Genomic DNA, 12,850 nt, shown 5'->3' on the forward strand with positions numbered 1-12,850 from the left:
GTTTTAGGTTTAGCCTTCGATGATGGGAATTCGACCCTGATACACGGCACCTCCCGAGATGCGCATGAAGTACTGCAAGTTCGGCAAGCTATGGAGGAGGCGAACCGGGATCAATGGCACCTTTTCAAGCTGAAGTGAGCGCGATTGCGAGCCGCTGAATTCCAGTGCATGCGCCTCAGTCGTAGTATTCAAGCTGTTCGAAACGTTCACCACGTGGATCGCGGTTTCACCGACCTTGTCGGAGAACCACTTAGCAGTATCTGAGTCCTCCAGTCTGAGGACAATCTGGTTGTTCAGGTTACCCAAAACCTGCAGCATTTTTGCTGCGTTTCCGAGTTTTGCTTCTAGGTCGGCGCGCGCCTGAAAAGCGACAAACGCCTTGAACCCGGCCCCGCGTCCCTTGTTGAGGATCTGAATCACCTGCTCGTTGATGGCCTCGGCGATCTCGTCGATGATCAGCACGACGTCGGGCTTCTCCGCGTAGAAGTTATAGATCGCCCCGCACACCGCCGCGACGTCAGACAGCGCCATTGAGGCGATCGCTTTCTGCACGATGTTGTTCGACAGGGAATCCAGGCCCATGTAGAGGACCGCCTTCTGCTTGATGATCTTGTCGATGTCCCATATTTCACGCTCGTCCTCGAAGTCATCTGCCTTCGGTGCGAGCATTAACCCGGTTTCGCCGGTCGCCAGCATCTGCAGCAGCGGCAGCGCCGAGGCGATGATTTTCATGTAGTGCTCGCGGTCGTGCGTGTGCGTCGCGATCAATCCGTCGATCGTCTCGTGCCCGCGATCGTGGGCGGCAAACCGGTCCAGATACAGCTTGACCATCCCGTCAACCATTGACGCGTCGTTGCGGCGCTGCGCGTCTTTGACCGTTGCCGTGACCGTCAGCTCTTCCCAGTCCGCCAGCCCATTTTCGATGAAGAAGCGGCGCAGGCCGCGTTCCAGCAAGTTGGAAATCCCCGACTGCGCGTACTTGAGAATCGATCGCAGGTTGGGCTTGTCGCCGACGTACAGCTCGCCCTTCACCGCGCGGTCGATGAACAGAAACGCGAAATCCCGGAACTGTCCCTCTTCCATCAACTGTGCAATCCGCGATGGAATTTCCGACGGCTGCGACCAGTTTTCGAGCGGGTTCAGGCGAATCGACTCGTGCGGTTTGGCCTGATTGAAGTAGAGGAACTTGCGGCCGGTGCGGGCGCACTCCTTCTCAACGCGCTTTTTCCACTCGTCGTCGTTTTTGGGGTCGACGATGATCAGAACGTCTTTGGGGTTATGGATCACCTGCGTGGAAATGACTTCATACGTCCGGGTCTTGCCCGCGCCTGTTGTGCCGGCTACGAGCGTGTGACCGCCCATTGCCTTGTAGTGAAACGGCACCTTCACCTTCTGCGGCTCCATGCCGTGGATCCACGATGATCCCTGGGGCATGCGATCCCGGATGCTGTCGCTCGGTCCGAACAGCCGTTCAATGCGCGCCTCGACGGTCCGACCGATTTCGGTTTTGGGCAGCCACTTGGGCAACGACGGAATATCCGTCACCGGCATGCGAAGAATCTCGTGGGCGATCTGCGTGTGCTTCTGCGTCCATTCGTAGCCCGTGCCCAAGTACATCGAGTCCGCTTTTTGCCGCATCGTCTTCTGCGTGGCGAGGAGCTTGTCAATATGGATCTTGCTGAGCCACTTCGTGGAAATCGCCATGCGAAAGCTCAGCGCCTTCCAGATTTGCAGTGCGCGTATCGACAGCAGCAGCACACCGGCCAGAGCGAATGCCCAGCCGTACGGCATCCCCGAGACTAGGATTCCAACGATGACCACCGGCCAGACGACGAATGGCCTGAACTCGTAGATGGGTCGGAAGTGGTTGACGTAGCTCATGCCGCTGGCCGCTCCATGATGAGACGCCCTGCTCGCTCAACGATGCAGATATCGGTGCCATGAGCGCGCATGAGTAGCTGCCGCTTCTTTAGTTGCTCGACGAGCGTATCGCTCGTCATGCCGTACGCGCCGACAAGGCGCTTTTGCACGGCAAGGCCTTTTTCTTCCCAGGTGACCTTCGCGTTTCCCGACGCGACGTCGCCCGCGAGTGCCTTGAAAAACTCTTTCATCATCGCGGCACCCGGCCCCAGCACCTCAGTTAGTTCCTCGTCTGACGGCCCGGTTCGGCTGCCGGTGCCACGGCCGGTATGAGCCGCCGCAGGGTCGATCGCTGCCGGGCGCCGTGGCGCGGGGGTCGGGACTGTGGAGGACTCAGTCGTTGCGGCTGCATCGCCCGGTGCTTGGCTGCGCTCCAACGCGTCACGCAACGACTGAGACAATTTAGGCGGGGCTCCTGAGACCTTCTCGTCAGCGGAGTTCGTTGCGGCCGCGCTGGGCGTTGTCGAAGCCGCGGCAGTCGGGGCCGCCATGTCGCCGGATGCCGGCGCTGGATGCGGATGTGGCTCGTTTGAGGACGTCTCACCGCCTGCCGGGGCCGTCGATTGGACAAACTGCGGCTCGAGCGCGAGGGCGACATGCACGGCGGACGGAACATCGTATTTGACCGGCGCAAACACCGCCTTCTGCGCTTTGCGCTCAAAGTCCACGGCAACGTCCATCGCCTGCCGTACCACTTTATGGACGAGCGGCTCGTAACCTTGCGGACTGCGCTCTGGATTGATCGCGTTGAAAAGGTCGTCCAGCACCCCGGTGTCAAACCCGGCGAGCAAGTCCGGCGCGATGACAGTCTGGGCGAACATCGCGGTGCGCATCCGCTCGTTCTTGAGCGGCGCTGCTCGCCGTTCCACCGTGTATTGGCCGCCGCCCAGCCATGCGCCGAACGCGCCGTGCGCCGCCGGATTCCACTTCGACCGGTCTGACAGGCGAATCATCTCGAAATGACGGAATGGCTCGTCAAGCAGAGAACACGCAGCCGCCAGGAAGACCGCATAGTTGTATTGCGGCTCGAGCCGCCGCCGCTTGTCGGACGTGAGGTCCGCGGCGAACTTCTGCGCACCGGCCAGCCGCATCGCATAAAACGTCGACTCGATCGTCGCGCGGAAAGCACCGCCCGGCTCACAGTGCAGATCCGGCGTGAGCGGCATGGAGGAGAACCAGCTCGCGCACCGGCGCAAGACGGACACCCACTTACGTGCGAATTCCGCCTCAGTGCTTTCGTTCGCGCACTGGCGAACGAGCTCAATGCGCTTATGGTGCGTCGCGAACAAGTCTTCGATCGCGATAGCTTCGTGAGCAATTGTCATGGGATGAACTTGCTTGCCAGCTTAAGGGCACCGGTACCGGTTGCCGTCGCACCGCCGCCGAAGATCGTTGCCAGCTTCGGAATTTCGAAGGACAGCAGCAGCACGAACACCGCCAGGTCGAAGACATACGCCCCGTTGACGGTGGTAGATCCGCCTACGTGCGTCGCCTTGCTTACCGCGTCTGAGATGGACGTCCCGACGAGCTTTATCAGGACTGCCACCACAACGGTGTACATCCCCGCGCTGATCATCCAATCGAGCCACTTCTTAAAATAGCTGCGCGTGTACGAGGAGAAGCCGAGCGCGATTGCAATCGGGCCAAGGACGATACCGACAGCGGCCTGAATCTGGCCAATCGCGGTGTAATAAACGAAGATGATCGAGGCGAGAACCATGAGCATCCCCGCGAAGGCGAGAACGATGACATCGGTCAACAGCGCAGGAATGTCCCACAGCTTGACCGTCTTGAGCTTCGCCGTGAGCGCGTCGATGATGGTCCCCGCTAGGGAGGCCATCTGGGAGCCCACCGATCCGTTGTCGGAATTGCTGATATGTGCCGCCAACTGCTCAAACCACGTCCAAAAGCCAGCCGCCGACGACGTGTAGCCAAGGTACAAGGCGACGAAGATGCCGAGGACGGCCACTTCCTCGAACAGGTCGACCCACGCGGAAATCGGATGGTGTGTCCCGGCGAACCTCACTCCGACGAGTACTAGCGAGATAACGCCCAGGCCCCACGCGAACTTATTGGCCTCACTCATCACGTTGGAACTCGCATCCACTGCCGTCGTGACGACGTTCCCGAGCAGAACATGGATCTGCTGTGCGGCGCTGCTTGCCCCCTTGCTAAAGTCGCCCGCCTGGCTTGCCAGCAGTGCAGCCGAGGTAGTCGACGACGCCGGCACAGCGGGGGCCGCTTGTGCCATTGCGCGGCTAGCAGTAAAGCCGATGCAGCAGATCACCGCCAGAAAGACGAGGAGCGACCTTGTGAGCGACATTGCTGATCGCACCATCATTGCCCCAGCACCTTCGAGGATCCGATTTGAGCGTCGAATGCCGCTCGTTCTCTGTCCTGTTGCGCCTTGAGCGCCGCCTGACTCGCATTGTTCGCCTGCTGGTCCGCGACCGTCGCCGAATCCTTGACCGCGTCGCTGCGCTGCTTTGCCGCCATCATCGTCAGGAGGTCGCTGTTCTGGCTGGAGATGATGTCGAGCATGTGGGTGGTCAGCTGAGCCGTTGCCTGCATCGTCGGCGACATGTTCAGCTGGTCCTGAATTTCCTGCCGGCGCTTCGCGAGCGTGCTGACGTGCGAGATCACGTCGTTGCCTTGCTGGAAAAGCTGCTTGGCCGTCTTGTCGTTGTTCTGCAATAGGGTGTTCTGATCCGTGAACCACTGGTCGGCCGACTTTCCCGATTGCGTAATCAACGCCTGCACCTTGCTCGCATACTCGGCGTTGCTTTGCAGCCCACCGTACAAATTTTTCAAGGCGTCGGTGTACTTGCTCAGGCCCGAAATATCGTCCTTGATGCTGTTGAACTGCGCCAGCATCGCGGCCGGATTGAGGTTGGTCGCCTGCTTCAACTGATTTAGCATCATCTGGTACTGATAGACGAGGTTCGAATCTTGATAGACCTCACCCTTCACGGCTGCCGCCGCCGTCATCGTGTTTTGAATGAAATTGGACGCGTCGAACACCGGCATGTTCGCGTTGGCGTGTTGCACGAATCCCAGCGTCAAAACGCCGGTGGCTGCGACGCAGCGGAGCAGTTTCTTCATCATGGCGATACCTTTATCTAAAGCGTTCAAGCGTTGGCGAGCACGTCGCGCACGTAGTCCTCCCGCCATTGCGGGCTGCCTGACTTGACGTGCTTGTCGAGGAGCGCCTGCGCGCGACCATCCGAGCGCAGGTAGGCGAGCGCCTCCTTCGGGAACTGCGCCTGCAGCATCCGGCTTTGTTTGGCCGTCACCCACAGGTAGTCGCGGTTGGGCACCGCGTCAGAGATCATCTTGATCTGGTGCTGCGTGAGACCAAACACGTCGCCGTACAAGCCTTGGTTGTTGATTGCGTCGCTGTTCGGCAGGTAGATGATGTTCGGGATGTTCTCTTTCAGAATCTCGAAGTTCGGCACACGGGCCAACTGGCCGAGCGACTGCGTCGCCATCACCAGCGCGGCGTTGAGCTTTCGGATCGTCACGGCCCAGATTTCGAGGCGCGCATAGAACTTCGGGTACGTGAAGAAGAAGCCCGCCTCTTCAATCTCGATCACGGTGTAGCGCTTGCCGTCAAGAATCTGCGCGATTCGGTAGAACGCGTAGTCCATGAACAACGCGGCGGCCACGGGGAAGTTCTGGAACAGGTCGCCCATCTCGATCGACAGGTCATCCGAGATGGCGAAGCCGTCTTCGGCGTGGTCGAAGAACTTGCCGTTCTTGTTGCCTTCGGTCCAGACTTGAAGGCGTTCGCGCAGATCGGCGGGCAGCAGCGTGATCAAGCTCGACAGACGCCACTTCTCAGGCGGGAAGCCGAGCGCCAGCGTCTTGATGCGGTCGTAGATCTCAGTCTGCTGCTGCGGCGTGCAGGTGTAATCCTCGCCCTCAATGGCAAGCTGCACCCAGTCCGCGACGTAAGACCAGTGCTTTTGGTCGCCGATCAGCGAGAGCGGATTAACGGAGGTCGCCGCCTCGAATCGCCCCGTTGCATCGATGAACCGGCCGCCACCGAGCAGCGTCGGGATACGGGTCGATCGGTCCTTGTCGAAGCGAATGCGACGTGCGCCGTGGCGGCCCGTCTGCGTCATCAGGTAGTTCAGAAACACGGACTTACCCGCGCCGATCGGACCGACAACGAGGGTGTGCGCCTTGCCGCCAGGATGGTGCAAGTCGAAATACTGAAGCGTGCGATGGCGGGTGGGCAGACACGTCAGCGGCCCGGTTTTCGTACCGGACTGCTGCGTCAGCCATTCATTGACCTTCGAACCCTCGCCCACGCTGCAGAGCGGCGCAATGTCGGAGACGGCAGGCGTCTCAACGAACTGCAGGCGCTTTTGCTGATCCCAGCGACCCGGCAGCGTCGCGCTCCACGAGGCGAACAAGTTCGTCTTTTCCAGAATCACGCCAAAGCCCGCGTTGCCGATGACGCCGACCACCTGACGCGTCGCGTCCTCGCACTCTTCTGGCGTGCTCCCATAAACGACCACCGAAATATTGGCGAAGCCGTACTGCTGGCCTTCGGCGTCCAGCTTTGCGAGCGCGTCACCCGCCTCCTTCGCCAAGATCTCACGGCCTTCGTCGTTTTTCTGCTCTTCCTTCGTTGCCCACTGCTTGAGGATTGCGACCGGGTTGAAGGCCGCGACCTTGTAGAAGCCGCGAATCTTTTTGATGTACGCGCTCGCCCGCGAGGTGTCGAGGAAACGGAACATCACGCAGACGTCCAGTTCCGCGTCTACCTGCGAGAGGACGTCGAGCGCCGCTTCCTGAAAGCCCATCCATTCCTTAATGCCGATGATCCGCGCGTACACTTTGCCGTGCGCCGATTCGAACATCAGTTCCGTGGCGCCGATCGTGACTTCCGTCTCGGTCAGGTGCGTGTCGAGCATGGTGACCGGATAGCGCACGCGGCGCTTGGGCGACGACGGATTCGCTCGCTGATGCAGAAACGACAGAACATTCTGAAGCTGCAGCCGCTTCATCTTCAGGCGCGTGACACCGCCAACAAAACCGTCGATCACCGACTCGAACCGCTTGATCTCATTTTGAATCTTCGTGAGGTCGAACGCGAAGGCGCTGCGCGCGAGAATCGTGTCTTTCACCGCTTCGAACATCGCCACAGCCAGGTTCTTGCCGCCGACTGTCATGTGATAGCTGATCTTGTCGAAGATCCGCGAGATTCCGGTTTCGGGCGTGAATGCGAGCGCGAGCGAGTGCGAGTTCTTGAAGTACTTGCCGCTGCCGATGATTGCCTGATTGATCGCGTCGACGCGCGCATCGGCCTCCGACGCGAAGGTACCGTCCATGCCACCGCGCACGCGCCGGTGCGACATGCGCCACCACGCGGTCACGCGGTGATCGAAGTTACGGCACGCGTGATCGAGGTTGTCGCGGGCGGCGGTGATGTCGGCGGGATTGGGCGAGTCCGCGTCGATGCCTTCGAACTCGAACACGGTCAGCAACGACCCGTCCTTATTGAGCACCAGCTCGGGCGTGACCATCGTCGCCCACGGCGCGATCTCCTGCACCGCGCGCTTGGTGAACATCATTTTCAGCATGGAAGGTCCTGATCAAACCCATACGGGCGCTTGAAGCGCGCGCTAAAACGGCTGCTCGGCCCCGGCTCATAGACGTCCGGGTAGCGGTTGTACACCAGCATCACGATTCGCCACCACGGGTCAGTCGAGCTCTTCCATCGCAAAAACACATGCACCAGCACGCCGACGACGAGGAACGCCGGGGTCCAGCTCGTGTAGGTGAGCAGCGCGGTCATCGTCCCGTTGAAAACGGCGAGCCCCCGGTCTGCCCCGCCCATCTGGCGCGGCAATGAGAGGCCTCGACTAACCTTGTGCTGGCGCATATCAGCAGGCGTTGGCCATGTGAAAATGATCGCGCATGATCGGCACGGCGACCGAGGCGATACCGAGGCCGACCAGCACCACCGAGAACGTCTTCGCGATATTGCTTTCCGAGTTCGCGACTGCAACTCCGCCGAGCGTGATCAGTACGATGCCGATGCCGTACAGATACGGGCCGCTGATCAGGTTGCTGATCGTGCAAATGATGTCCGTCAGGCCCGTCAGGCTTGAGAAATCACCCGCTGCCATCGCTGCCATCGACACGACGCTCAGCAGCGCCCCAACCAGCATCGGCTTGCCCGGACGCAGACGTTTTGCCACCTTGGCGGCTCTGTTGAGTACCTTCTTTCCCTTCATTTGATGCTCCCGTTAAAAAACGCGTTGTAGGTCGTAATCGTTGTTTTTGAATCCCCGGATTTCGAGGATTTCGGAGACGTGCCGCATCTCGCCGGTGCGCTTGAAATGCACGACGTAGTTGAAGCAGTCAGCGATGTTTTTGCGCATGTCTTCCAGCTCCCACCGCGATCCGGTCGGGATGCCCAGCATGGCAAGCGATTCGAGGCGGCTGAGCGCCGTGCGCGCGTTGTTCGCGTGAATGGATGCGAGACCGCCGTCGTGGCCGGTGTTGAGCGCCTGCAGCAGGTCGTACGCTTCGCCGCCGCGCACCTCACCAACGATGATGCGGTCAGGGCGAAAGCGCAGGCATAGCGCGACGAGCAGCTGCGTCGTGACATTGGTGTCAGCGTTGGACAGCAACCGCACGCGGTTCGGCACGTGCAGCTTCAGTTCCATCGTGTCCTCGATGGAGATTACTCGCTGGTCGGATGGGATCTGCTCAATCAGCGCGTTGAGGAACGTCGTCTTACCCGCGGACGTACCGCCCGCGACGAGCACATTCTTGCGCGACTGGACAAGCGCGACGAGCGCGCGCATGAGGGCTTCGTCCTCGATGCCGTCCTCGAAGTGAATGGCTTCCGCGTATTCCGGTCGGGCGTTCGCGGCCGAGAACGCGCCCATGCTCACGTAGTCTGAGAGCGTCAGTTTGGACTCACGGTGCTTCCGGATGCTCAGCGCATGACCGTCGATTGAGGTCGGGCTCATGACCGCAGCAATACGCAGGTTCTGGTGACCCGCGTTGATGATGCCCTTGTCGCTGCCGGCCTTCGCCGACTTCTCAACGGACGAGGCGAGCGAGTGGATCGCGCCTTCGAGCTGTTCCGGGCGCAGGTCGATGTTTTCGCGCGTCATCACGCCACGACGCTCCACCCAGACGTTGCGGTAATCGTTGATCATGATTTCCGCGAGGTCGGGCGAATCCAGCAGCTCGCGCAGCGGCGAAAGCGCATGGAAGAACATGCGCACGGCTTCCGCTTCGAGGGGGCGCAGCTTCAGCAGTGGGTTATCGGCAGACTCGGACATGCGATGCTCTGTGGGCGATCTAACATGTCGGGTATTGTTGGTGGTGCCACGCGCACGCGGGTATGAAAAGACGCCTCAAATTGATCGGCTTTCAGGACATTGCCAAACTATCGCCCCCGGGATTTGGGGCCGGCCTGGCAGAAGGGCCAAGTGAATTATCATGATGAAACGCATTTGCCAGAAAGACGCTAAAAATGATGTAGCTTTCCGGCTACCGCCTGCGGCGACTGGCTGTTAAGCATTTCCCATCGTCCGCGGCGGGCGTTGCTCGTAGCGTTACGTGCCTGACATTTCACGTGTCGCCGTCGCCCGCCGTGAGCCGCTTTGTTCGTTATTCCGCCCTGAGTCATCGGCGATGCGCATCGGAAAACCAATCAAACCGCTTCCCCACCCAGATTGCGACTATTGCGGCAATCCAGCCGTTCTCGCCCGTGCAGGCGACGACGCCTACCCTTACCGGGACGACCACGGCCCGCTGTGGCTTTGCCAAAACTGTCATGCGTGGATCGGCGTGTTCCCGCGCAGCAAGCGGAATGTCCCGCTCGGACGCCTTGCTGACGCGCGCCTTCGTGAACTGAAGGCGAAGCTCCACACGGCGCTTGAACCGCTGGTGGCGGCGAAGGTCCGCCGCGACGGCTGCAATGTCTTCGAAGCGCGCGCGAAAGCGATGAAATGGCTGGCTGGCGAGATCGGCGCGGACGTCGAGAAGTGCTCGATCCATACCCTTGACGCGGACCAGTGCGCGCGCGCGATAGTGGTCGTCGACGAGTTCCAGCGCGCCCGCACCGCCACCGCCTCTTCAGAACCGGCGTGGGAAGATCGTTAACCCGGGCAGTCAAACATACGTTTCCTATGTCCAGGACCCTTCCCTTCCAGCGTTCGTCTCAAGCCGCCCGCGCGCGCCTAAATAAAGCACAATTGCTCCCGATTCCCCGCGCGGTCGTCGACGACCTGGCGCTCCGGGCGCATCTCTCCTTGGAGGCCCTCCGCGGCGACTGCGACGAGATCGCTCCCGCGCAGCACATCACCGAGGCGGTACTACTGGCTAAGTTTCTTTCCGAGGCAGGCCACGGTGAGTTCTCGCACGAGACGCTGCTGGCGGCCGACCGCGCAATGGCGTAGGTTTTCGACGGCGGTCGAGAGCGCGGGGTTTGGCGGATTTCCTCCGACGCGGCGTTCGCTTTGCTGACCGCAGTCATCTGCATGTACGACCAGCAATTGCAGACGGTGAGCCTCGGCGCACTCACCGCGGCGAGCGAGCGCCTTGAGCGGTTCAAAGGTGGCGAGGCATACCAGCCGCTGCAAAAGCGACGCGCGTGAACTGCTGAAGACGAAAAAAAAGCCCGGCAAATCGCCGGGCTCGTTTTTCAAGGGATGCCCGGCCCAGCCGGGGTCTAGCAGATCACCTCCATCGTTTCCCCAAACGGCGCCTTGCGGGCGCGCGTCAGAGGGGTGGTCGATGCCCACAGCACCGGGTAGTGCGGCGCGACGGTGGGAAAGCGTCCGACCATATCTGTCAGGTAGACCAGAAAGGCGGGGTTCATGCCGTCTTCCGCGACCCGATTGACCGGGTCGACGAACGCCGTCCCGCCCCCGCCGCGCACAGGCTTGATATCCGGCGAGTCGCCTCGCTCGAAGATCTGCACCTGCGTGACGCGCGTGTCGCAGTCCATCACGATCAGGCGCGCTGGCTTTAACGAGTGGAAAACCGCGAGGATCTCCGCATCGAACTGCGCCTGCGTCTCGTCGAACACCGAACCGCTGGAGTCACGCACGAAGACCGCATCGCCGATCGCCGGTGTATGCAGCGACGGCAGATAGAAGCCGAGATGCAGATACCGGCGATTCGGCGCCGCGAAGCTGTAGTCCGACGGCGACGACTGCTGGGCAAAGCGATGCAGCACCGCGCGCCAGTCAACGACAGGCCGCACTGCCTCGCCCGCCATCGCCTGCAGGTCACCGGGAAGCTTGCCGCGCATCGCGGCCGCTTTCGCGGCTTGCGTGACGGCAACCTTCCACTCCGCCTCTTTTACCGGCTTGTCCGGACCTTTGTAGGGCCGCACTTCGCCGAAAGAGCCGGGCTTCGCTGGCTGGGCGGCGGGCGACTGTCCCGGCGCGGTGCCGTTCTGGCCACCGGGCTTCGGAGTCTGCCCGCCGTTCGGCTGCTGCTGGTCTTGCGGACCCGGCTGCGGCGGCTGCGGCGGCTGTTGCGGCGGCTGATTCGGCTGCGGAGGCTGTTGCTGCTTTTCCTTCGCCTCCTGCGTCAGCAAACCGTAGATCTCCTCGGCCGACTTGCCCGTATAGCGGGGATCGACGAGCGCCCCTTTCGGCAAAACCATGCCCGACGACAAGACGATCGGGTTGATCGCGTAGTCACAAGCATCGTTCCATCGGTCGGGGTCACGCGCGCCCTGACGCCAGCAATGGCCGTTGGCCACGTGCAGCACCTCGTGCGCGACGACGCCGCGCACTTCGAGGTCGCTGAGCGACTCCATATACGTCGGGTTGTAGCCCAACGTCTCGCCGTCAACCCAGAACGTCTTGGCAGACGGATCCTCGCGGACATTCAACCGGAGCGCGAGCGCCCCGAAGAATGGCTGTGAGAGGACGAGCTCGGTCCGCTGCCGGGCAATGCGCGGATGGACCGCGCTACTGCCCAACACCACATCATTGCGGTCCATGACGCCCCCTTACGCGACGAGGCGCAGTTGGCTCGCGTGCGCCGATTCGACTTCCATCGGCTCCGGCTGCATGCCCATGAAAGCGGCCATCAGCCCTTCAATCTCCTGTGCCTTGCTGGCCACCTGAGAACGAAGCACGCGCGAGTCTTTCAACTCAGCCCCCGTGTGCACGGCGAGATGCGTCTTGGCCTGCTCGAGGATGTGCGTGAGCTGCGGGTCGTTCGCGAAGTTGAGCTTCGGCAGCAACGCGCAGAGCTCCCGCACGTTATTGGCCACGTCCAGTCGCACGTTGCCGGTCGCGTACAGGCGGTTAGCCATTTGCGAGACGGCTTCATACAGACGCCGCACCAAGTCCTCGTTCGCGGTCGCGATCGAGGCTAGAACGTGCTGGTCCAACTCGCTCTTGAGCGTGCTGAGCACGTTCGCCGGCAACTCGACGCCGAACTGGCTGGCGTCGGGAAACGGCAGAACCGCCATCTTCACGCCGAACTTCGTGGACAGTTCCGCGAGGGTCGGATAGTCCGCCTCGTTGAAAAGCCCGTTCAGTTCTTCGCGAGCCGCCTCCTTCAGGTTCAAGTAGTCGGTGAGAAACACGGAGACCGCCAAGTCGAACTCGTCTTTCAACGAGCGCATCTTTTCGGCGAAGTCCATGTAGACCATCGTCGGCAGCAGACGCACACCGAGCTGGTCGTACTTCAGCGTATGGTCGTAGAAGTACGAGCGGATACGGCCGGCGAGCGTCACAACTTCGGCGAAGCTCGGCGCGTGCTCGGGCAACAGGCGTTTATTGAATCTGCCGATGCCCTTCGCGTGGTGCTTACTCTCGACTTCCTGCGTCACCTTGCCGTCGAAACGGCGGGCAACCCAGGTGGAAATCGTGACGGAGCAAAGCATGACCTTCGATTGGATGGAAGTGATGTCCATGAGAAAACCTCGTAG

At 61.2% G+C, this 12,850-nt stretch carries 13 protein-coding genes; 3 read left to right on the plus strand and 10 right to left on the minus strand.

Annotation, left to right across the window (positions count from 1 at the left end; all coding sequences use genetic code 11):
• Positions 1–9 precede the first annotated feature (9 nt).
• The 8 genes from traD to P9292_RS42865 are packed head-to-tail and all read right to left on the minus strand — an operon-like array spanning position 10 to position 9,230.
• Positions 10–1,881, minus strand: coding sequence for a conjugative transfer system coupling protein TraD (gene traD / locus P9292_RS42830; protein WP_309966373.1), 1,872 nt, complete (start codon positions 1,879–1,881; stop codon positions 10–12).
• Positions 1,878–3,245, minus strand: a complete 1,368-nt coding sequence (locus P9292_RS42835; protein ID WP_309966376.1) for a TraI domain-containing protein — start codon at positions 3,243–3,245, stop codon at positions 1,878–1,880. Before P9292_RS42835 ends, traD begins: the two co-directional genes overlap by 4 nt.
• Positions 3,242–4,243 (minus strand): type IV secretion system protein, encoded by a 1,002-nt coding sequence (locus P9292_RS42840; protein ID WP_309966379.1) that lies wholly within the window; start codon positions 4,241–4,243, stop codon positions 3,242–3,244. The genes P9292_RS42835 and P9292_RS42840 overlap by 4 nt, the downstream gene beginning before the upstream one ends.
• Positions 4,244–4,257: 14 nt before the next feature.
• Entirely contained in the window at positions 4,258–5,091 is an 834-nt protein-coding gene (locus P9292_RS42845; RefSeq protein WP_309966383.1) for a type VI secretion protein, read from the minus strand.
• On the minus strand, positions 5,049–7,511 hold the full coding sequence (locus tag P9292_RS42850; RefSeq protein WP_309966386.1) for a type IV secretion system protein VirB4: 2,463 nt from the start codon (positions 7,509–7,511) through the stop codon (positions 5,049–5,051). Before P9292_RS42850 ends, P9292_RS42845 begins: the two co-directional genes overlap by 43 nt.
• Positions 7,505–7,813 (minus strand): VirB3 family type IV secretion system protein, encoded by a 309-nt coding sequence (locus P9292_RS42855; protein ID WP_309966391.1) that lies wholly within the window; start codon positions 7,811–7,813, stop codon positions 7,505–7,507. Before P9292_RS42855 ends, P9292_RS42850 begins: the two co-directional genes overlap by 7 nt.
• Position 7,814: 1 nt before the next feature.
• Complete coding sequence (locus P9292_RS42860) at positions 7,815–8,168, minus strand: TrbC/VirB2 family protein (protein ID WP_309966394.1); 354 nt, start codon at positions 8,166–8,168, stop codon at positions 7,815–7,817.
• 12 nt (positions 8,169–8,180) lie between these two features.
• On the minus strand, positions 8,181–9,230 hold the full coding sequence (locus tag P9292_RS42865; RefSeq protein ID WP_309966397.1) for an ATPase, T2SS/T4P/T4SS family: 1,050 nt from the start codon (positions 9,228–9,230) through the stop codon (positions 8,181–8,183).
• A gap of 355 nt (positions 9,231–9,585) precedes the next feature.
• Here P9292_RS42865 and P9292_RS42870 point away from each other — a divergent pair, with 355 nt between their 5' ends.
• Genes P9292_RS42870 through P9292_RS42880 form a run of 3 tightly spaced genes read left to right on the plus strand, consistent with a single transcriptional unit; the run spans position 9,586 to position 10,550 of the window.
• Positions 9,586–10,056, plus strand: coding sequence for a zinc-finger-containing protein (locus tag P9292_RS42870; protein ID WP_309966400.1), 471 nt, complete (start codon positions 9,586–9,588; stop codon positions 10,054–10,056).
• Between the two features lie 26 nt (positions 10,057–10,082).
• Positions 10,083–10,352 carry a hypothetical protein gene (locus tag P9292_RS42875; protein WP_309966403.1) on the plus strand — a complete coding sequence of 90 codons (270 nt, stop codon included), beginning with the start codon at positions 10,083–10,085 and terminating at the stop codon, positions 10,350–10,352.
• Positions 10,353–10,412: 60 nt separating this feature from the next.
• Positions 10,413–10,550: a hypothetical protein gene (locus P9292_RS42880; RefSeq protein ID WP_309966405.1), complete on the plus strand. Its 138-nt coding sequence runs from the start codon at positions 10,413–10,415 to the stop codon at positions 10,548–10,550.
• A gap of 74 nt (positions 10,551–10,624) precedes the next feature.
• Here the strand turns inward: P9292_RS42880 and P9292_RS42885 are convergent, their stop codons facing one another.
• On the minus strand, positions 10,625–11,911 hold the full coding sequence (locus tag P9292_RS42885; protein ID WP_309966408.1) for a DUF2201 family putative metallopeptidase: 1,287 nt from the start codon (positions 11,909–11,911) through the stop codon (positions 10,625–10,627).
• Between the two features lie 9 nt (positions 11,912–11,920).
• On the minus strand, positions 11,921–12,835 hold the full coding sequence (locus tag P9292_RS42890; RefSeq protein ID WP_309966411.1) for a hypothetical protein: 915 nt from the start codon (positions 12,833–12,835) through the stop codon (positions 11,921–11,923).
• Positions 12,836–12,850: the final 15 nt, after the last annotated feature.

It is taken from the genome of Caballeronia sp. LZ001 (assembly GCF_031450875.1).
Taxonomy (GTDB): Bacteria; Pseudomonadota; Gammaproteobacteria; order Burkholderiales; family Burkholderiaceae; genus Caballeronia.